This is a genomic window from Pseudomonas sp. O39, from assembly GCF_045447295.1.
GTDB lineage: Bacteria > Pseudomonadota > Gammaproteobacteria > Pseudomonadales > Pseudomonadaceae > Aquipseudomonas > Aquipseudomonas antarctica_A.
Map to the genome: position 1 here is coordinate 268496 of NZ_JBJGXV010000004.1, position 20875 is coordinate 289370.

At 59.4% G+C, this 20875-nt stretch carries 18 protein-coding genes; 6 read left to right on the plus strand and 12 right to left on the minus strand.

From position 1 onward, the window contains the following. The first annotated feature begins 16 nt into the window (after nt 1-16). Nucleotides 17-493, plus strand: a complete 477-nt coding sequence (locus ACI77D_RS08170) for a hypothetical protein (RefSeq protein WP_064454653.1) — start codon at nt 17-19, stop codon at nt 491-493. A 62-nt stretch (nt 494-555) separates the two neighbouring features. Here the strand turns inward: ACI77D_RS08170 and ACI77D_RS08175 are convergent, their stop codons facing one another. The 6 genes from ACI77D_RS08175 to ACI77D_RS08200 form a co-directional block, all read right to left on the minus strand. Beyond that, entirely contained in the window at nt 556-1524 is a 969-nt protein-coding gene (locus tag ACI77D_RS08175) for a CDP-6-deoxy-delta-3,4-glucoseen reductase (protein WP_064454654.1), read from the minus strand. Next, a complete protein-coding gene (gene ubiD, locus ACI77D_RS08180; protein WP_053258591.1) occupies nt 1524-2990 on the minus strand; it encodes a 4-hydroxy-3-polyprenylbenzoate decarboxylase in 1467 nt (488 codons plus the stop codon). Before ubiD ends, ACI77D_RS08175 begins: the two co-directional genes overlap by 1 nt. A 59-nt stretch (nt 2991-3049) precedes the next feature. Next, complete coding sequence (locus tag ACI77D_RS08185) at nt 3050-5053, minus strand: acyltransferase family protein (protein ID WP_407016368.1); 2004 nt, start codon at nt 5051-5053, stop codon at nt 3050-3052. A gap of 153 nt (nt 5054-5206) precedes the next feature. Then, nucleotides 5207-6466 carry a transcription termination factor Rho gene (gene rho / locus ACI77D_RS08190; protein ID WP_003176825.1) on the minus strand — a complete coding sequence of 420 codons (1260 nt, stop codon included), beginning with the start codon at nt 6464-6466 and terminating at the stop codon, nt 5207-5209. 234 nt (nt 6467-6700) lie between these two features. Beyond that, a complete protein-coding gene (trxA, locus tag ACI77D_RS08195) occupies nt 6701-7030 on the minus strand; it encodes a thioredoxin TrxA (protein WP_015886460.1) in 330 nt (109 codons plus the stop codon). A gap of 121 nt (nt 7031-7151) precedes the next feature. Beyond that, nucleotides 7152-7847 (minus strand): FadR/GntR family transcriptional regulator, encoded by a 696-nt coding sequence (locus ACI77D_RS08200; RefSeq protein ID WP_064454656.1) that lies wholly within the window; start codon nt 7845-7847, stop codon nt 7152-7154. A 255-nt stretch (nt 7848-8102) separates the two neighbouring features. Here ACI77D_RS08200 and ACI77D_RS08205 point away from each other — a divergent pair, with 255 nt between their 5' ends. Genes ACI77D_RS08205 through ACI77D_RS08220 form a run of 4 tightly spaced genes read left to right on the plus strand, consistent with a single transcriptional unit; the run spans nt 8103 to nt 10945 of the window. Next, nucleotides 8103-8888 (plus strand): transporter substrate-binding domain-containing protein, encoded by a 786-nt coding sequence (locus ACI77D_RS08205; protein ID WP_064454657.1) that lies wholly within the window; start codon nt 8103-8105, stop codon nt 8886-8888. Nucleotides 8889-8905: 17 nt separating this feature from the next. Continuing rightward, nucleotides 8906-9574 (plus strand): amino acid ABC transporter permease, encoded by a 669-nt coding sequence (locus ACI77D_RS08210; protein WP_064454658.1) that lies wholly within the window; start codon nt 8906-8908, stop codon nt 9572-9574. Further along, nucleotides 9571-10221, plus strand: coding sequence for an amino acid ABC transporter permease (locus ACI77D_RS08215; protein WP_407016369.1), 651 nt, complete (start codon nt 9571-9573; stop codon nt 10219-10221). Before ACI77D_RS08210 ends, ACI77D_RS08215 begins: the two co-directional genes overlap by 4 nt. After that, entirely contained in the window at nt 10208-10945 is a 738-nt protein-coding gene (locus ACI77D_RS08220; protein WP_064454660.1) for an amino acid ABC transporter ATP-binding protein, read from the plus strand. Before ACI77D_RS08215 ends, ACI77D_RS08220 begins: the two co-directional genes overlap by 14 nt. On the opposite strand, the gene ACI77D_RS08225 is transcribed toward ACI77D_RS08220, so the two are convergent. The 4 genes from ACI77D_RS08225 to ACI77D_RS08240 all read right to left on the minus strand — a co-directional run bounded on the left by ACI77D_RS08225 (nt 10917) and on the right by ACI77D_RS08240 (nt 15445). Beyond that, on the minus strand, nt 10917-11471 hold the full coding sequence (locus tag ACI77D_RS08225; RefSeq protein WP_221295878.1) for a hypothetical protein: 555 nt from the start codon (nt 11469-11471) through the stop codon (nt 10917-10919). The two genes, ACI77D_RS08220 and ACI77D_RS08225, sit on opposite strands and share 29 nt — an antisense overlap. Next, nucleotides 11461-13899 carry a fimbria/pilus outer membrane usher protein gene (locus ACI77D_RS08230; RefSeq protein WP_407016370.1) on the minus strand — a complete coding sequence of 813 codons (2439 nt, stop codon included), beginning with the start codon at nt 13897-13899 and terminating at the stop codon, nt 11461-11463. The genes ACI77D_RS08225 and ACI77D_RS08230 overlap by 11 nt, the downstream gene beginning before the upstream one ends. Before the next feature lie 70 nt (nt 13900-13969). Further along, nucleotides 13970-14719, minus strand: a complete 750-nt coding sequence (locus ACI77D_RS08235) for a fimbria/pilus chaperone family protein (protein ID WP_082895964.1) — start codon at nt 14717-14719, stop codon at nt 13970-13972. Nucleotides 14720-14791: 72 nt separating this feature from the next. Next, nucleotides 14792-15445, minus strand: a complete 654-nt coding sequence (locus ACI77D_RS08240) for a DUF1120 domain-containing protein (protein ID WP_064454664.1) — start codon at nt 15443-15445, stop codon at nt 14792-14794. 485 nt (nt 15446-15930) lie between these two features. Here ACI77D_RS08240 and ppx point away from each other — a divergent pair, with 485 nt between their 5' ends. Beyond that, complete coding sequence (gene ppx / locus ACI77D_RS08245; protein WP_064454665.1) at nt 15931-17433, plus strand: exopolyphosphatase; 1503 nt, start codon at nt 15931-15933, stop codon at nt 17431-17433. 128 nt (nt 17434-17561) lie between these two features. Here ppx and ppk1 read toward each other — a convergent pair whose 3' ends face one another. Together ppk1 and hemB are read right to left on the minus strand one after the other, a co-directional pair. Next, entirely contained in the window at nt 17562-19784 is a 2223-nt protein-coding gene (ppk1, locus tag ACI77D_RS08250) for a polyphosphate kinase 1 (protein ID WP_064454666.1), read from the minus strand. Between the two features lie 18 nt (nt 19785-19802). Then, nucleotides 19803-20816: a porphobilinogen synthase gene (hemB, locus tag ACI77D_RS08255; RefSeq protein WP_064454667.1), complete on the minus strand. Its 1014-nt coding sequence runs from the start codon at nt 20814-20816 to the stop codon at nt 19803-19805. Between the last annotated feature and the right edge of the window lie 59 nt (nt 20817-20875).

Genomic DNA, 20875 nt, shown 5'->3' on the forward strand with positions numbered 1-20875 from the left:
CTATCGAGGTCGAACCATGAAATACTTTTATTGCGGCCTGCTGCTGTTGGCACAAGCCGCCAGCGCCCTGGCCTCTGAGGCTGTCACCGAAAACGACAAAGGCTTCTGGTACGCCCAGACAAGCGTCTACACCCGGCACTTTTCACCGGACCCACAGCACAATAACCATCAGGATTTGATCAACCTGGAGCGCAACGAGGCGTCGGGGTTGGTGTATGGCGGGGCGACGTTTCGCAACTCGTTCAGCCAGCGTTCGTACTACGTGTACGCAGGCAAGCGCTACGATATTGTCGATTCGCCGTTTTACGTGAAGGTGACCGCAGGCGCGCTTCAGGGCTACAGCGGCAAGTATCGGGACAAAATCCCGCTCAACCGTTACGGCGTGGCACCGGCGATCATTCCGTCTGTGGGGGTTCACTTCGGCCCGGTGACCAGCGAACTGGTGTTACTGGGCTTCAATGCCGCGATGCTGACGGCAGGCGTTCGTTTCTAAGAACGCTGCATACCTATGTGGGAGCTGGCTTGCCAGCTCCCACAATAGTTCAGCTCAAGGCTTCAAGGGCGCGGCGCGTAGGCAAACACATCGGCACGCATCTGGTGCGCATCCATGCCGGCCTCGACCAATGCATCCAGGGTGCCGTAGATCATCGCCGGCGAACCACTGGCGTAGACATGCACAGACTTGAGGTCGCTGATGTCTTCACAGACGGCTTCATGCAGCAGCCCGCAGCGCCCTTCCCAACCGCACAGGTCGCTGACCACTTTGTGCAGGAACAGGTTCGGCAGTTGCTGCCATTGCGCCCAGTGTTCGATCTCGTAGAAGTCTTCCGGACGTCGCACGCCCCAATACAGGTGCACCGGGTGCTTGAAGCCCGAGGCGCGGCAATGCTCGATCAGGCTGTGCATCTGCGCCATGCCCGTACCCGCAGCGATCAGCACCAGCGGACCGTCCGGCAATTCGGCCAGATGGGTATCGCCAAACGGCAGTTCAATGCGCGCCATCCGGTCGCGTTGCAACTGCTCGAGCAGGTTGCGAGCGCTGTCCTCGCGGGCCAGCACATGCAACTCCAACTCGCGCCCGGCGTGGGGCGCCGAGGCCAGCGAAAACGCCGACTTCTCGCCGTTGTCCCGTTCGATCATCAGGTATTGCCCGGCGTGGTAACGCACCGCCTTACCGGCCGGCGCGCGCAGGCGCACGCGCCACACATCGCCACCGACTTCCACACACTCACTCAATTGGCACGACAACTTGCGCAACGGCAACTCTCCCGGCGCCAACACGCCATCCCACAGCACAACGCAATCTTCCAGCGGTTCGGCGATGCAGGTGTAGAACTCACCGTGATCGCGCACTTCACCGGCTTGCTGCACCCGCCCTTCCACCAGCAGCGCGGCACACACATGGCACACGCCGTTGCGGCAGGCCTGCGGGCACTCGTAGCCCAGGCGGCGTGCGCCTTCGAGGATTCGTTCGCCAGGGACCAGGTCCAGTACCGCGCCGGAAGGTTGCAGGGTTACACGCATCAATCTATTCCCAATTCTTTCCAGATCGCATCGACGCGCGCGGTCACGGCTTCATCCTTGACGATCACCCGGCCCCACTCGCGGGTGGTTTCACCCGGCCATTTGTGCGTGGCATCCAGGCCCATCTTCGAGCCCAGGCCCGATACCGGCGAAGCAAAGTCCAGGTAGTCGATCGGCGTGTTATCGATCATTACCGTGTCGCGCTTGGGGTCCATGCGCGTGGTAATGGCCCAGATCACGTCGTTCCAGTCCCGGGCATTGATGTCGTCGTCGGTGACAATAACGAACTTGGTGTACATGAACTGTCGTAAAAACGACCACACACCGAGCATTACCCGCTTGGCATGGCCTGGGTACGACTTCTTCATGGTGACGATGGCCATGCGGTACGAGCAGCCTTCGGGCGGCAGGTAGAAGTCGGTGATCTCAGGAAACTGCTTTTGCAGGATCGGTACGAACACTTCGTTCAGCGCCACACCGAGAATAGCCGGCTCATCCGGCGGCCGGCCGGTGTAGGTGCTGTGGTAGATCGGCTTGATCCGGTGGGTGATGCGCTCGACGGTGAACACCGGGAAGCTGTCGACTTCGTTGTAATAGCCGGTGTGGTCGCCATAAGGGCCTTCATCGGCCATTTCGCCCGGATGAATCACCCCTTCCAGGATGATTTCAGCGGTGGCCGGCACTTGCAGATCATTCCCACGGCACTTCACCAGCTCAGTGCGATTGCCACGCAGCAGGCCGGCAAAGGCGTATTCGGACAGGCTATCGGGCACCGGGGTCACTGCGCCGAGGATGGTCGCCGGGTCGGCGCCCAGGGCCACGGAGACCGGGAACGGCTTGCCGGGATGTTTTTCGCACCACTCACGGAAGTCCAGGGCGCCGCCACGGTGGCTTAGCCAACGCATGATCACTTTGTTGCGGCCGATCACTTGCTGACGGTAGATGCCCAGGTTCTGACGATCTTTATTCGGGCCTTTGGTGACAGTCAGGCCCCAGGTAATCAGCGGGCCGACATCGCCGGGCCAACAGGTCTGCACCGGCAGCATGGCGAGGTCAACATCATCACCCTCGATGACCACTTCCTGGCACACCGCGTCCTTGACGACTTTGGGCGCCATGGCAATGATCTTGCGGAAGATCGGCAGCTTCGACCAGGCATCCTTCAAGCCCTTGGGTGGCTCGGGCTCCTTGAGGAAGGCCAGCAGCTTACCGATCTCGCGCAGTTCGCTGACAGACTCGGCCCCCATGCCAAAGGCCACGCGGTCGGGGGTGCCGAACAGGTTGCCGAGCACCGGGATATCAAAGCCGGTCGGGTTTTCGAAAAGCAGCGCCGGGCCCTTGTTACGCAAGGTACGGTCGCAAATCTCAGTCATTTCCAGCACCGGGGAAATCGGCACCTGGATACGTTTCAACTCTCCGCGCTGCTCAAGTTGCTGCACGAAATCCCGAAGATCCTTGAATTTCATTAACCATGCCACCCGTAAAATAGGCGTACATCCTACCTGCTCTTACGAGCGCTGGCAGCTTATTGCACGTCATTGCGACTCACATCCGACTCAACGGATGCATTGCGCAAGCTGCGGAAGAAGGGCTCAAGGAACCCTTCTACATACCGCGTGCCCACGCTTGAAAGGTGGTTGTCATCGGTATACAGCGACTGGCCACCCAGTTCGACCCGACACCAACCGTTTGCAGCACACAGCGCCGGCGCAGGGTCCAGGAGCTGGACTCCCGGGTCAGCCGCGGCGATTTGCTCAAAAACGCTGCTGATATAGGCCTGTCGCTGGACGTGTTCGGCCAGTGGCAAGCCTTCTCGGTCGGTCGGGCGACCTAACATCGCCAAGCGGCTGAGTCGATAAGGCACATTGAAATCCTGCAGCGGCACCTCCTTGACCAACCAGACCCGATGGCCGCCGGCACGGAGTTGCTGCACCAACGCCCTCAAACCCTCGGAGAACAAGTGCTCAGCGGTAGCACGGTCATACTTGCCCGTCTCAGGATCATGAATCGAAGCGCCCGTATCGCCGGAGTGCTGGCCATAAACGTAGAGGCTCCAGCGGGCGACCAACACCACATCGCTGAAGTGTTCCTGGCTCAACAACTGGGTCACGCGTTCGTTGAACGCACTGCAACCTGGCGTGTTTTCCTTCCTGTAAAAAGGCAGGCAGCCGGCATAACCGGCCTGGGTGATGCTGAAGTCGTACTTGCTCGCCCCGTCATTCAATGCCGGAATCAGGGCCGAGGCATGGCTGTCGCCCCAGACCATTGCCCGAGCCGAGCTCGCCTGTGGACCAAAATGGCACAGCTCACGGTGCGGGTCTTTCTTATCGTCCGACAGGCAACTCATGAGTGTGGGGCTCCAGGTATGCGCCTTGGCAAATTGCAACGCCTGGGGCGGCAGCCGCGATGCAAAACCATCCGACCAGACCAGGCTTTTGCCGACCAGGCCCAGGCTGGCAAGCCCAAGGAAACCCGCTACCAGAATCGACCTGCGACCTGCCAGCAAGCGCCGCTCACGGAACGGCCCTTCGACAAACCGCCAGGATGCATAACCCAGCACCAGGCTCACGACGAACAGAGCCACAAGCTCCCAGGGCGACAGGCCAAAGATACTGGCGTACTTGCCAAACACCAGCACCGGCCAATGCCACAGGTACCAGGAATAGGAAATCAGCCCAATGCCCACCAACACACGACTGCCCAGCAGCCGCCCTACCCACGTCGGTTGCTGGCCGTTGGCCCAAATCAGCCCCACCACACCCAATACCGGCAACAAAGCGGCAGCCCCTGGGAAGGCGGTGCTGTCGTCGTAACCAAATACCGCCGCCATAATCAGGCCGAGGCTGAGCACGCTGACGGCTTGCGCCAGCATCGGGCTTGCCCGCCGAGCCCGCGCCGGCATGACGGCCAGCATCGAACCCGCCAACAATTCCCAGGCTCGCATGGGCAGCAGGAAGAAAGCCTTGTCCGGTTCCCGAGACACGGCCCATAAGCTCGCCGCAAATGACACCAGCAGCAACACAAACAAGGCGCCGCGCCATTGCTTCAGCCGGCTCGACAGCAACGCCAGCAAGAGTGGAAAGGCGATGTAGAACTGCTCTTCAACCGATAGCGACCAGGTGTGCAACATGGGCTTCATGTCGGAGGCCGTGTCGAAGTAACCGTCCTGACGCATGAAGAACAGATTGGAGATGAAAATCACCTGGTTGTGTATCGACCGCCCCAGCTCTGAATAGTCTTTGGGCGCCATCAAAAACCAGCCGACGGCCAATGATGCGGACATCATCACAATCAACGCCGGCAGGATACGCCTGGCCCGCCTGGCCCAAAAATCCACAAAACTGAAATGCCCGGCCTGACGCTCGCGCCAGATGATCGAGGTGATCAGGAACCCTGAAATCACGAAGAACACGTCAACGCCGACAAAACCGCCAGTAACGCCAGGTACTCCAAAATGGAACAGCACAACAGCCAGGACAGCGATGGCGCGCAAGCCATCAATGTCCCTTCGGTAAGCAAGAGCGGTCATAAATCGTCGATCAGCCTGATTCGGATGGAGGTGAGCGTAGCCGCACCCACCTTTTTGTTTCTTAACTGACACTATTAGCGCACAAATCTCTCTTTTTCGATGCAAAAAAATGGCGCCACAAAGGGCGCCATTTTTTAGACCTGAAACGTCGTATTACTTACGCTTCATCGACAGGAAGAACTCGTCGTTGGTCTTGGTGGTTTTCAGCTTGTCGATCAGGAACTCGATGGCGGCTACTTCGTCCATCGGGTGCAGCAGCTTGCGCAAGATCCACATGCGCTGCAGTTCGTCGTCGGCGGTCAGCAACTCTTCGCGGCGGGTGCCGGAACGGTTGATGTTGATCGCAGGGAACACACGCTTTTCCGCGATACGGCGGTCCAGAGGCAGTTCCATGTTGCCGGTACCCTTGAACTCTTCGTAGATCACTTCGTCCATCTTCGAGCCGGTTTCAACCAGCGCGGTGGCGATAATGGTCAGCGAGCCGCCTTCTTCGATGTTCCGCGCGGCGCCGAAGAAACGCTTCGGTTTCTCCAGGGCGTGGGCATCGACACCACCGGTGAGTACCTTGCCGGAGCTCGGGATCACGGTGTTGTAGGCACGGGCCAGACGGGTGATGGAGTCGAGCAGGATCACCACGTCTTTCTTGTGTTCGACCAGGCGCTTGGCCTTCTCGATCACCATTTCGGCAACCTGCACGTGGCGGGTTGGCGGCTCATCGAACGTCGAGGCAACCACTTCGCCGCGCACGGTGCGCTGCATTTCGGTTACTTCTTCCGGACGCTCATCGATCAGCAGCACGATCAGGTGAACTTCCGGGTTGTTACGTGCGATGTTCGCTGCAATGTTCTGCAGCATGATGGTCTTACCGGCTTTCGGCGGGGCGACGATCAGGCCGCGCTGGCCTTTACCGATCGGGGCGCACAGGTCGATAACACGACCGGTCAAGTCTTCGGTGGAACCGTTACCGGCTTCCATCTTCATGCGCACGGTCGGGAACAGCGGGGTCAGGTTCTCGAAGAGAATCTTGTTTTTCGCGTTCTCGGGACGATCGAAGTTGATCGTGTCGACCTTGAGCAGGGCGAAATAACGCTCGCCTTCCTTTGGAGGGCGGATCTTGCCAACGATGGTGTCACCGGTGCGCAAGTTGAAGCGACGGATCTGGCTCGGCGAGACATAGATGTCGTCTGGGCCGGCGAGATAGGAAGCGTCTGCAGAGCGGAGGAAGCCGAAGCCGTCCTGGAGAATCTCCAGCACGCCATCACCGGAGATTTCCTCGCCGCTTTTCGCGTGCTTTTTGAGCAGGGAGAAAATCACGTCCTGCTTGCGCGAACGGGCCATATTTTCTATGCCCATTTCTTCGGCCAATTGGAGCAGGTCGGTAATCGGCTTTTGCTTGAGTTCAGTCAGATTCATATAGGAATGACGTAATCATTTATGGAGGGGGGAAATTAAGCTTTTGGCTTAATGAGGCCGCGCCGCAGAGAAGGCGACAGGATCGCGTACTAATCGAAAAGGAATGCGTCGGCGACGGCTTGCAGGGGGCAGTGGAGAAACCAGTGCGGGGCCGAATGTACCACCTGAATTTCGGAGCGTCTAGCCCTGTTTCACGAAAAAGCCCCGCGATTTGCGGGGCTTTTTTGACGACGCTTAGATGTTCGCGTCGAGGAAAGCTTGCAGTTGCGACTTCGACAGCGCGCCCACTTTAGTGGCCTCGACGTTGCCGTTCTTGAACAGCATCAGCGTTGGAATACCGCGCACGCCGTGCTTGGCCGGGGTTTCCTGGTTGTCATCGATGTTCAGCTTGGCAATGGTCAGTTTGCCTTCGTAGGTCGTTGCAATGTCGTCCAGGACAGGAGCGATCATTTTGCAAGGGCCGCACCATTCAGCCCAGTAGTCAACCAGCACCGGGCCAGCAGCCTTGAGTACTTCGGCCTCAAAGGTCGCGTCGGTGACGTGCTTGATAAGATCGTTGCTCATGGATGTCTCCGGATTGTAAGCAAAAAAAACGTTGCCCATCATAGCCGCCCTTCTCTCGTTCAGGAAGCCGCCTCTGATTGACTCTTGCTATGGTGATGCATGAGTTTGGGTATAGCCCAACTCACGGCGTCACGGGAGTCACGAACGCTATGCCCGTGCGCAACGCCGCATTGCGTACGTGCTCCTGCATGGTTTTCTGCGCCACCGCACTGGAGCGCCGGGCCAGTGCACGCAGGATCTTGCGGTGTTCCTGCCAGGTCTCCATGGCCCGTTCCGGTCGGATGAACGGTAGTTTCTGACTCTCCAGGAACACCTCCGCGCTGGCACTCAGAATGCTCACCATCGCCTGATTACCGCTGGCCAACAGGATCCGCTGATGAAATTCGAAGTCCAGTCGGGCCGCGGTTTCAAAGTCGCCGGCCTTGAGTACCTTGCGCATTGCCTCGACATTGTCCTGCAGGCCGTCCAACTCATCGAGGGTCAGCGTCACCGCGGCCAACCCCGCTGCAAATCCCTCCAGGGCATAGCGCAACTGGAAGATATCCAGCGGCGAGGCCTGAGCCGCAAAAGGCCAGGCAAACCCCGGAGGGTCTTCCGCCGCCTGCACAAAGACGCCTTTGCCCGGCTGCACACTGACCACACCCAAGGCACTCAAAGACGACAACGCCTCGCGCAACGACGCCCGACTCACGCCCAATTGCACCGCCAGGTCGCGCTGGGACGGCAATGCATCGCCCGCTGCGAAGCCCTGTTCCTTGATCAGTTTGCGGATGGCCTGCAGGGCCGCTTCCGGTACGGCTTGGGCAATGGAATTCATAAAAAACTCAAGGTTCCAGACAACTGAGCGGCTAGTTGTAAAGCTATTCGCGGCTGTCGGCAAGCCACGCCCCAAAGGGGCTCGCGGGGTTTTGTCGACGCTCGAAAAAGGTGCGAAAAGCGTCATCACTGTTCAGACCAGTAAGACCACCGAACCTCAACAAATTCCGGCGTTGCAGGCGATCCGAGGGGTGATGGCATGGGCTGTGCACTGAGCAAAGTCAGAAAATCCCTTCGCCCTTTTCGGAGAGTTGCCATGACCAAGCGCTACAGCGCCCTGCTCACTGCCCTGTTTGCCAGCCTGATGCTGAGCCAGGCACCCGCCCAGGCCAATGGTCTGGACGATATCGTCGCCCGTGGCACCCTGAAGGTCGCCGTCCCTCAAGACTTCCCGCCGTTCGGTTCGGTCGGCCCTGACATGAAACCCCGCGGCCTGGACATCGACACCGCCAAGCTGCTGGCCGACCAGCTCAAGGTCAAGCTGGAGTTGACCCCGGTCAACAGCACCAACCGCATCCCGTTCCTCACCACCGGCAAGGTCGACCTGGTGATTTCCAGCCTGGGCAAGAACCCCGAGCGGGAAAAGGTCATCGATTTCTCCAAGGCGTACGCGCCGTTCTACCTGGCTGTGTTCGGTCCGCCTGACGCGGCCATCAGCACCACCGACGACCTCAAAGGCAAAACCATCAGCGTGACGCGCGGCGCCATCGAAGACATCGAGCTGACCGCCGTTGCGCCCAAGGAAGCGACCATCAAGCGTTTCGAAGACAACAATTCGACCATCGCCGCCTACCTGGCCGGCCAGGTCGACCTGATTGCCAGCGGCAACGTGGTGATGGTGGCGATCAGCGAGCGCAACCCCAAACGCGTACCGGCACTGAAAGTGAAACTCAAGGACTCGCCGGTGTACGTGGGCGTGAACAAGAACGAACCGGCACTGCTGGAGAAGGTTAACCAGATCCTGGTGGCGGCCAAGGCCGACGGCAGCCTGGAAAAGAACGCGATGCAGTGGCTCAAAGAGCCGCTGCCCGCCGATCTTTGACGCGACGGAGCTGATTCATGGCCTATCAATTCGACTTTATGCCCGTACTGGCCAATACCGACCTGCTGTTGCGCGGCGCCTTGTTCACGCTTGAACTGACGGCCATCGGCGCGATTCTGGGGGTTGCCCTGGGCACCGTCGGTGCCGTGGTGCGGGCGTGGAAGATCCAGCCCTTTGCCTGGTTCTTCGGCGTGTATGTCGAGTTGATCCGCAACACGCCGTTTCTGGTGCAGTTGTTTTTCATCTTCTTCGGTTTGCCGTCACTGGGGCTGAAAATCACCGAGTGGCAAGCCGCCGTGCTGGCGATGGTAATCAACCTGGGGGCTTACTCCACCGAGATCATCCGCGCCGGCATCCAGGCCATCCCTCGTGGCCAGCTGGAAGCGGCAGCAGCATTAGCGATGACGCGTTTTGAAGCGTTCCGTCATGTGGTGCTGCTGCCCGCTCTGGGCAAGGTGTGGCCGGCCCTGAGCAGCCAAATCATCATCGTGATGCTGGGTTCGGCGGTGTGTTCGCAAATCGCCACCGAGGAGCTGAGCTTTGCCGCCAACTTCATTCAGTCGCGCAACTTCCGCGCCTTTGAAACCTACGCCCTGACCACCCTGGTGTACCTGTGTATGGCGCTGATGATTCGCCAGTTGCTCAACTGGATTGGCCGACGGTTTGTGATGAGGAACAGCCGATGAGTGATTTTTCGTTCTGGGACATCGTGCGCAACCTGGCTGTTGGCCTGCAATGGACCCTGTTGCTGTCGCTGGTGGCGTTTGTCGGCGGCGGCCTGATCGGTTTGCTGGTGATGACGATGCGCATCAGCCGCAAAGCCTTCCCGCGCAATGTCGCGCGCACCTATATCGAACTGTTTCAGGGCACGCCGCTGCTGATGCAGTTATTTCTGGTGTTTTTCGGCATTGCCCTGCTGGGGGTGGATATCTCGCCCTGGCTGGCAGCGGCAATTGCCCTGACTTTGTTTACCAGTGCCTACCTGGCCGAGATCTGGCGCGGCTGCGTCGAGTCCATCGCCCACGGGCAGTGGGAAGCGTCGGCCAGCCTGGCCCTTAACCCGCTTGAACAACTGCGTTACGTAATCCTGCCCCAAGCGCTGCGGATTGCCGTAGCGCCGACGGTTGGCTTCTCGGTGCAAGTGGTCAAAGGCACCGCCGTGACCTCGATCATCGGTTTTACCGAACTGACCAAAACCGGCGGCATGCTCGCCAATGCCACCTTCGAGCCCTTTATGGTCTATGGCTTGGTGGCCCTCGGTTACTTCCTGCTCTGCTACCCCTTGTCCCTCAGTGCGCGCTACCTGAAAAGGAGACTGCATGCCTCTGCTTAGAATTTCCGCCCTGCATAAGTATTACGGCGATCACCATGTACTCAAGGGCATCGACCTGACCGTTGAAGAAGGCCAGGTGGTGGCGATCATCGGCCGCAGCGGCTCGGGTAAATCCACCTTGCTGCGTACCCTCAATGGCCTGGAATCCATCAACGACGGCGTGATCGAAGTCGATGGCGAATACCTCGACGCCGCCCGTGCCGACCTGCGCAGCCTGCGGCAGAAAGTCGGCATGGTGTTCCAGCAGTTCAACCTGTTCCCGCACCTGACCGTGGGCGAAAACGTCATGCTCGCACCGCAAGTGGTGCAGAAAGTGCCCAAGGCCAAAGCCGCACAGCTTGCCAGGCAGATGCTGGAGCGGGTCGGGCTGGGGGAGAAGTTCGACGCCTTCCCTGATCGCCTGTCCGGCGGTCAGCAGCAACGGGTCGCCATTGCGCGCGCATTGGCCATGTCGCCCAAAGTGCTGCTGTGCGACGAAATCACCTCCGCCCTGGACCCGGAACTGGTCAATGAAGTGCTCAGCGTCGTGCGCCAACTGGCCAAGGACGGCATGACCTTGATCATGGTGACCCACGAAATGCGTTTTGCCCGGGAAGTCGGGGACAAACTGGTGTTTATGCACCAAGGCAAGGTGCATGAAGTAGGCGACCCCAAAACGTTGTTCGCCAACCCCAAGACACCCGAGCTCGCCAATTTCATCGGCTCGGTGGAACAACCGGGCTGATCAATTCGAAACTGCCTTGCCCCTCAAGGTGCGTCTCGTCACGTACCTCCAAGGCCTCAGCGGGCAGTTCGGTGTCGATATCAACCTGGGCTGTCAGTCGGCGGCCTGCTACCGGCACCCCTGCCGCCCGCGCCACCAAGGTCTGGCCGGGCAGCAACTGCCCGCTGGCAGGCTCGCCGGGCAAGTGCGTAGCCGCCCACCATTCGACAGCACGCCCATCCACCTGGGCGTGTTTGAGGCTCAAGCGAAAACGCCCCTGCCGACCAAACACAAACCCCTGCCGGTCTGCTGCAACACCGATAAAACGCAACGCCATGGCCGCAGGCTCAGTGCAAATGACGTTCACGCGCAACGAGCGCGTACCCAGCACCATGGAGGTTTTTGCAACGAGCGCCTCCCTGCGGATGGCGCCATAGTCAATGCGCGGCTGGCTCACCGAGAGCCGACAGTTTTCGGCCAGGACCTCAGGCGCCGCCAATACCGTGCAGAGCAACACCAACGGCCATGTTTCAAACTTAACGGCCATGGCACACCGCCGAAATGGTTTCATAAAATTTGTCATTGTCTGGCTGGGTCTCAAGATCAATCCGCAACAGGCAGGTGGAAGAGTCCGGCAATGAAACCCGCAGGCTTTGCGCCTCCTCGACGTCGTTGAGAAAAATCATGCCCTCACCCACCACGTTGGTCAGGAAGCGATCACCCTTGCCGAATACCGAGGCGCCTTGAGGTAATGGCCGGCCGTGCTGGTCATTCGCGGTAAGCAACACGCGGCGCACTTTCACCACATCGAAATTCACGGCATTGAAGGACCCACGGCCTGCTGTGAGCATCTGGGTGCCGTTTTTCAGGTCGACGCGCTTGGGCAAGGACTGGGTTTGCACCTCGACTCGGCTGTTGGTGTAGGCCGGCAAGCCTGAGATCACCGCTTGCCCGCGGTAGTCAGTCCAGACAGGGCCTTGGGGCGTCTGGACTTTTGCAGCGCCGATACCCCCTACCGAGACGATGCCGAACGTGTCCTGCACGGTATACGGTGAAAACGTCAGCCCACCCTCGTGAGCCACCACGCCGCCCTGCAACTGCCCCGTATAGCTGGTGCCCTGGGGATCATGGCTGACACCCAGGCCAACGCGGGTATAACGTGGCAACAGGTCCACATTGCCGCGAATCGATTGTTCTCGGGCATTGATATCGCGCTCGACCCCCACTTCGTAATTCACAGACTCGTTGACCCGCTCGCTAAGCGCTGTGCCAGCGGTGAACCGGCCCCCGCGACGGCTGGCATAGCTGTTTACCCGGCGATCCCGTCCCAGCGGCACGCTGACCTGCAGACGCAAGGACAGGTCATTCTCCAGAGCGCTCTCATGTCGCCTGCCGGCAAGCGTGGCGTCACGGCCCATTCGAGTACCGCCCACCTGCGAATCCGCAATCAGCGTTACATCGGCGTGGCTGAATGACTTGTTCCAGGAGGCCGACACATGCTCGGTCGTTCGCCCGTCAAATTGAGAACTGCGGGTATAGCCCGCAGAAAATACGCCCAGCGTGGGTTCGGCCCAGCTCACGCTTGCTGTGTATTGGTTTTTGAAGCGCGAACCCAATTCATCGACCCCGTACGACCGGCCGGCTTCAAGTACCTCACGATACCCCTGGGTTTGGGTGGTTGCGCTGAGGTTGACGTCGATAGTGGCGTATACCGGGCTGGTGACCGACACGCTGCTGCGCGACCCGGATACTGCACGTTTGCCGTCTCGAGAAAGGTTTTGACGCGCCGCCACAGAAACTCGCTGGAAAAACACACTGCTCAGGGTGCCACCTGCCGACCAGTACTCATCCGTACTCAATAAGCCAAAGCCCGCAGACGAGTTGCTCCCCAAACCCCAAGTGCCGCTCCCCATGGCGACCACCGGTGACGGCCCCTCTTCATCCGCATTCTTGCGCAGCTTGCCAACAGAAAAATAGTAACCGGGCGCCGCCGGGACAGTCCCCGCAAACGAGGCCGCGGGCACCACAAAGCTACGCCTGGCGCCCCGTACGTCGATCACGCTGACCTCCAGGTCACTGGTGCCATTGAGCAAGGGCAACCCCGTCAGCCGGAAGGGACCTTCAGGCACCAGCGTGCTGTGAATCAACACGCCGGACTGGCGAACTTCTATGCGTGACGGGCTCTGGGCAAGCCCTTCGACCACGGCATTGTTACTGCCCGCAGCGACACGTGATTGACCATCGGGGAAAAACTGCAGGCCAGATAACTGGACGCCACCAAACAGCGGGTTATTACTGGAAATCTGCCCCATCTGGAAAGTCGATTGCAACTCGGCAATGTCCCGCTGTGCATAGGCATATAGATGCTCGGTACGGGCCTTGCCATTATCGGACACATAGAATTGACGGCTGCGAACAATCCAATCCTCAAGGTTAAAGCCTGCCTCGGTATAGGCCGAAACGAACCGGCTGGGCCCGCTGCGCGAACGGCTGTCGAAACCCAGCACGTCATAGTTGAACAACGCCGCGGTCCCGCCTTTGGAAAAATGCCCGGCGTCCCACTGGGGATCACGCAACGATTGGGTGGGCACCACCAGCGTCACCTCGTCCGTGCCGGGACGCAACTTGACCATGGTCGTGGGGAATGCCCCGAAGAAGTCATGGCAAGACTGGTCGGGCGTAGCACCTTCCTCAATGATCGCGCCGGGCGTCACTAATCCTGCTTTCTCCAGCAACCCGCGGGTGAAGCATAAGCGGCCCTCGTGATCGAACCGTGCATCCACCAGCCCAAGCGGGTTCCCATTGACCCGCAACCCCACCACCTGGACGCCTTCGCGAAAGCGCGCCGCGTTGCGAAAGTAGTCGGAGACCTTCGGGTCGATGCCGTGGGCTGTCAGTGACGCGAGGTCGAAACCCTCCCCGAGCTCCATCGCCGACACCAGGCCGGGCAGACTCCACAGGGTCGCAAACCCCATGATAAGCGTAGGTCTGCAGGGCCAAAAAGACGCCGCGATGCTATTACTCGAAGGGTTCGACATGAGTCAGTCAAGCCCCATCGGTTACGATCGGAGCCCGGTAGTTGTCTACCGTAAACCCATAAACCGTAGCCGGCTGTATCTCGACCTCAGCCGCATTGCCCAAGGGGCTGTCGAGCTCTGCCGTCAGCACTTCACCCGGCAGTAGGTAGGTGCGTGGCAATGTAGCCAGAAAGCCTTTTGGAAACACTTTCACATCCGGCGCCAGGCGCACGACATAGGCACTGTCGTTATGGACAGTGAGGCGCTCGCCCGCCCGCTTCCACTTCAGCAACTCCCAAGGCGTATGGTGCCGAGGCAAGCCTTGTGGGTGCAGGATCAGCGGCAAATTCTGTCGAAGGGTGATACCGATGGTCGCACCATCCACCGCGCGCGCCTGGGGAATACCTTCGAAGGACACTCGCTTGAGTCGTTGGGTCTTAAGCGGCTCCTTCAAGGTGGCGATGAACCGCACCAGTTGCGTTTCGCCCGCCTCCACACGAGCGATGGGCGGCGTCACAATCAATAGCGGCTCCAGGTCCTCCGGCACGTTTTCCACGACTGAATGAAGCAGCGCTGGCCCGGCATCGGTATTCTTGATATTTATTGTGGCTTCGCCGTCTTCCTCATAAAGCACCACCACCGTTGTTTCCGGATACATACCGTCCGCCACAGCAACAGTGGCAAACAAAAGGCAAATGCTTGCACCCCGCAATAACGCACTGCTTATTATTAAAAAACCACGCACTCTATATTCCCCGCCACTAATAAAGTTGACCATTGACCGTCAAGCGCCCACAGAAAAACAGCCAACCAGAAATAATGAGTTTCTTGGCTGGCTGTTTTCCGTTACTTAGATGTAACTCAATACAAGCGTGGCGCGCCCATCAATAGAGACATCTCGACTCAGGTCCAGGTCCCGAGCTCGGTTGATGACAGCCTTCACTGCGAGCGTGCCCGTCAATTGGTTAACCGCGGCGGGTGTAAAGGCTGCGCCATTGCGCCACGAGTATTGGGTGGGCGATTGAGCAACTTTGCCATCGCTGTTATTCCAGGCGCCAGCACCGATACGCATGATCGGATGCAGCACCACGCCGGACGAACGCAGGTCCCTGAGGGTGACCGAATAGCCACCGGTGCGACGGGTTCCTACAGCCCCCAAACCAAAGTTCTGCGCTTCAGTAAAGCCTGCACCCAGGATACCCGTCACTTTGTTGCCCGCTTGCAGATCGGTAAAGGTGATGCCGAACCGGGCAGGGGTCGCGCCACAATTGACGATCAGGGAAGTGGTCTTCTCTTCGCGCGGATTGAACGCCGTCTGGGACAATTCGCCCGAACGAATCGTGCCATAGTCGATGATACCGCTGCCGGCCAGGCTGAGGTTGCAGGCTGCCGGTGTAATCGTACCCCTGACGACCAGTTGGGCACTGGTATTGGTAGTCGCCTGTACAGTTAAGGCCGCAGCCAGGCACGCAATACCAAGAGTCAATCCAACAATTTTTTTCATGTTCATCCTGTCACTAAAAGAAGTTATCAGGTGTTCTTTATTTGTGTCTTGGCGACTCCATCGCCCAACGACTTATCTTCCGGGACATGTACAACGATAAATAAATGCCACCCAGGCAGAATTGCCGGATAACAGTGTGTCGCTTTGACACTTCGTTAAAGAATCAGACAACACATCAATAATTGTGGGAATGATAAAAATAAAGCATCACTTTAAGCCACCGACAATGTAGTCCTGAACAAAAGAATGAAGGCGACATCAAATCACTGACTGTAGGGAAAGTCATAAATGGCACGTGCGCAGCACCTGATTAAAACACGCTACAACATCAAGGGTCTTATTCAGCGCACACTTATAAAACCGCCCTACATTTCCTAAAGGAATTCCCCACAGACAGCCTCAGGAAAATTACTGAAGCACAACGCGTTGGCGCCAGCGGTCGATCGTGGCACGATGGTGAGGTTATCGACCGAGACCCCCAAACCATGCCGCAATCCCAAGCCAAGAATCTGTCCCTGATCGCCGCCATCGACCTGGGCTCCAACAGCTTTCACATGGTCGTGGCCAAGGCCCAGAACGGCGAAATCCGCATCCTCGAACGGCTCGGCGAAAAAGTACAACTGGCTGCCGGGATCGACGACGAGCGCCAGCTCAATGAAGAATCCATGCAACGCGGGCTCGACTGCCTCAAGCGCTTTGCCCAGCTGATCAATGGCATGCCTTTGGGCGCCGTGCGAATCGTCGGTACCAACGCCCTGCGTGAAGCGCGCAACCGCGGTGAATTTATCCGCCGCGCCGAGGAAATCCTCGGCCACCCGGTAGAAGTCATCTCCGGCCGTGAAGAAGCGCGCCTGATCTACCTCGGCGTCTCCCATACCCTGGCTGACACTCCCGGCAAGCGCCTGGTGGCGGACATCGGCGGCGGCAGTACCGAGTTCATTATCGGCCAGCGTTTCGAGCCGTTGCTGCGCGAGAGCCTGCAAATGGGCTGCGTCAGCTTTACCCAGCGCTATTTCAAGGACGGCAAGATCACCCCGGCACGCTATGCCCAGGCCTACACGGCCGCGCGACTGGAGATCATGAGCATTGAGCACGCCCTGCACCGCCTGACCTGGGATGAGGCCATCGGTTCGTCCGGTACCATCCGCGCCATCGGCCTGGCCCTGAAAGCCGGCGGCCATGGCACCGGTGAGGTCAACGCCGAAGGCCTGGCGTGGCTCAAGCGCAAGCTCTTCAAACTGGGCGATGCCGAGAAAATCGACTTCGATGGCATCAAGCCCGATCGCCGCACCATCTTCCCCGCAGGCCTGGCGATTCTCGAAGCGATTTTCGACGCGCTCGAACTGCAACGCATGGACCACTGCGATGGCGCCCTGCGCGAAGGTGTGCTCTACGACCTGTTGGGCCGCCATCATCACGAAGACGTGCGTGAGCGCACCCTTACCTCATTGATGGAGCGTTATCACGTCGATCTGGAACAGGCGGCCCGGGTGGAGCGCAAAGCCCTGCACGCCTTCGACCAGGTGGCCGAGGACTGGGACCTGGAAGACGGCGTCTGGCGCGAACTGCTCGGCTGGGCAGCCAAAGTGCATGAAGTGGGCCTGGACATCGCCCACTACCATTACCACAAACATGGCGCCTACCTGATCGAGCACTCGGACCTCGCCGGTTTCTCCCGCGAAGACCAACAGATGCTCGCGCTGCTGGTGCGCGGCCATCGACGTAACATTCCAAAGGACAAGTTTGCCGAATTCGGCGATGAAGGCATCAAGCTGATTCGCCTGTGCGTGCTGCTGCGCTTTGCGATCCTGTTCCACCACATCCGTGGCACTCAGGAAATGCCTCAGGTCACCCTGCGCGCCCGGGGCGACAGCCTCGACGTGGTATTCCCGAAAGGCTGGCTGGATGAAAACCAGCTGACCCAGGCGGACTTTGCCCAGGAAGCGGAGTGGCTGACACGGGTGGGGTTCAGCCTGAACCTGCACTAAAGCACCCTGCAAAACAAATGTGGGAGGGGGCTTGCTCCCGATAGCGGAGTGTCAGTTGACCTGTTCATCAACTGACCCACTGCAATCGGGAGCAAGCCCCCTCCCACATTGTTAGTCCGTATTGGCTATTAATTCACCGCCAGAATCGGGCTGCCCAGCTTCTCCAGCAACGTCGCCTGCGCGCTGCGCGGGTTCTGATTGCCGGTCGGCGTGTTGCGCACGTAACGGCCGTCCGACTGCAGGCTCCAGCTGTGTGTGTTGTCGGTGAGGTAGCTTTCCAGCTCCTTCTTGACCCGCATGATCAACTTCTTGCCTTCCACCGGGAAGCAGGTCTCCACACGCTTGTCGAGGTTGCGTTCCATCCAGTCCGCGCTGGAAAGGAACATCTGCTCCTCGCCACCGTTGAGGAAGTAGAACACCCGCGTGTGCTCCAGGAAGCGGCCGATGATCGAGCGCACATGGATGTTATGCGAGACCCCGACAATGCCCGGGCGCAGGCAGCACATGCCACGCACCACCAGGTCGATGCGCACACCGGACTGGCTGGCCTTGTACAGCGCGCGGATGATCTTTGGATCAGTCAGCGAGTTGAACTTGGCAATGATGTGCGCCGGTTTGCCGTCGAGGGCGAACTGGGTCTCCCGGGCAATCATGTCGAGCATGCCCTTCTTCAGGGTGAACGGCGCGTGCAGCAGCTTCTTCATGCGCAAGGTTTTGCCCATGCCGATCAACTGGCTGAACAACTTGCCGACGTCTTCACACAAGGCGTCGTCGGAAGTCAGCAGGCTGTAGTCGGTGTAGAGCTTGGCGTTGCCGGCGTGGTAGTTGCCGGTGCCCAAGTGAGCGTAGCGCACAATCTCGCCGGCTTCACGGCGCAGGATCAGCATCATCTTGGCGTGGGTTTTGAAGCCCACCACGCCGTAGATCACCACCGCACCGGCCGCTTGCAGGCGGCTGGCCAGTTGCAGGTTGGACTCTTCATCGAACCGCGCACGCAGCTCGATCACCGCGGTGACTTCCTTACCGTTACGCGCAGCGTCTACCAGCGCATCGACGATTTCCGAGTTTGCGCCGGAGCGGTACAACGTCTGGCGCACGGCCAATACATGCGGGTCCTTGGCGGCCTGGCGCAGCAGGTCGACCACTGGAGTAAAGGACTCGAACGGGTGCAGCAGCAGAATGTCCTGCTTGCTCACCACACTGAAGATGTTCTCGCTGTTTTGCAGCAGTTTCGGGATCTGCGGCGTGAACGGCGTGTATTGCAACTCCGGATGGCTGTCCAGGCCGGTGATGCTGAACAGGCGCGTCAGGTTCACCGGGCCATTGACCTGGTACAACTCGGACTCGGCCAGGTTGAACTGCTTGAGCAGGTAGTCCGACAGGTGTTTCGGGCAAGTATCAGCCACTTCCAGGCGCACCGCATCACCGTATCGGCGCGAGAACAGTTCGCCGCGCAGGGCACGGGCCAAGTCTTCGACGTCTTCGGAGTCCAGCGCCAGGTCGGCGTTACGGGTCAGGCGGAACTGGTAGCAACCTTTTACCTTCATGCCCTGGAACAGGTCATCGGCATGCGCGTGGATCATTGACGAGAGGAATACATAATTGTCGCCAGCGCCCCCCACCTCTTCCGGTACCTTGATGATCCGTGGCAACAGACGCGGTGCCGGGATGATCGCCAGGCCAGAATCGCGACCAAAGGCGTCGATACCTTCCAGTTCAACGATGAAGTTCAGGCTCTTGTTCACCAGCAGCGGGAACGGGTGAGTAGGGTCGAGGCCGATCGGGGTGATGATCGGTGAAATCTCGTCACGGAAGTAGCGACGCACCCATGTCTTGATCTTGGCGGTCCAGTGACGGCGACGGATGAAGCGGACCTGATGTTTTTCCAGCTCGGGCAACAGAATGTCGTTGAGGATCGCGTATTGGCGGTCCACGTGGCCATGCACCAGCTCACTGATACGCGCCAGGGCCTGATGCGGCTGCAGGCCGTCGGCACCGGCTTGTTCGCGGGCGAAGGTAATTTGCTTCTTGAGGCCCGCGACGCGAATCTCAAAGAACTCGTCCAGGTTGCTGGAAAAAATCAGCAGGAACTTGAGCCGCTCCAGCAGCGGATAGGACTCGTCCAGCGCCTGCTCCAGCACGCGGATGTTGAATTGCAGTTGTGACAGCTCGCGGTGGATGTACAGGCTGCTGTCATCCAGGTTGGTCACCGCCGCCACCGGGGCCGGCGCTGGGGCTTCGGGCACCACGGCAGGCGGAGCAGGCTCCAGCTCGGGCGGGGTCTCGGTGACTTGTTCCACCACCGGGTGAGCGTCTTTTACGGCAACTTCTGAGAGTCCTTCGGTATTCATCGAGTGTTCCTGTGAGGGCTATTGTTGCTCTCTAAGCAATTGGGCAGCGCGGGCGGCGAAGTAGGTCAGAATGCCATCAGCGCCGGCACGTTTAAAGGCTGTCAGGGATTCAAGGATCACCCCTTCACTCAACCAACCATTCTGGATCGCGGCCATGTGCATGGCGTATTCACCGCTGACCTGATAGACAAAGGTCGGCACCTTGAATTCCTCTTTGACCCGGTAAAGGATGTCCAGGTACGGCATCCCGGGTTTGACCATCACCATATCGGCACCTTCGGCCAGGTCGGCCGCCACTTCGTGCAGGGCTTCATGGCTGTTGGCCGGGTCCATCTGATAGGAGGCCTTGTTGGCCTTGCCCAGGTTCAGCGCCGAACCCACCGCGTCGCGGAACGGGCCGTAATAGGCGCTGGCGTACTTGGCCGAATAGGCCATGATCCGCACATTGACGTGGCCAGCCAGTTCCAGGGCTTCGCGAATCGCCTGGATGCGGCCGTCCATCATGTCCGACGGCGCCACGACCTGGGCACCCGCTGCCGCGTGGGACAACGCCTGCTTGACCAGTGCATCGACGGTAATGTCGTTCTGAACATAGCCGTCTTCGTCAAGAATGCCATCCTGGCCGTGGGTGGTGAACGGGTCCAGCGCCACGTCGGTGATCACACCCAGCTGCGGGAAACGCTCGCGCAAGGCGCGGGTGGCGCGCTGGGCGATCCCTTGCGGGTTCCAGGCTTCGGCAGCGTCGAGCGACTTGAGTTCGGAGGGTGTCACGGGAAACAGCGCCAGCGCCGGAATCCCCAGTTCAACCCAATTCGCCGCTTCTTCAAGCAGCAGATCAATGGTCAAGCGCTCCACACCCGGCATCGACGCCACCGCTTCCCGGCGATTTTCACCGTCCAGCACAAACACCGGCAAAATCAGATCGTTCGTCGTCAGCACGTTTTCACGCACCAGACGGCGAGAAAAATCATCACGGCGATTGCGACGCAGGCGGGTGGCGGGGAACAGGCGATTGGCAGGGGTAAAGCTCACGACAGACTCCTGAGCCCGCGTTTACGGGCGAGCGTTGCAGTTATAAGCGGCCATTATGA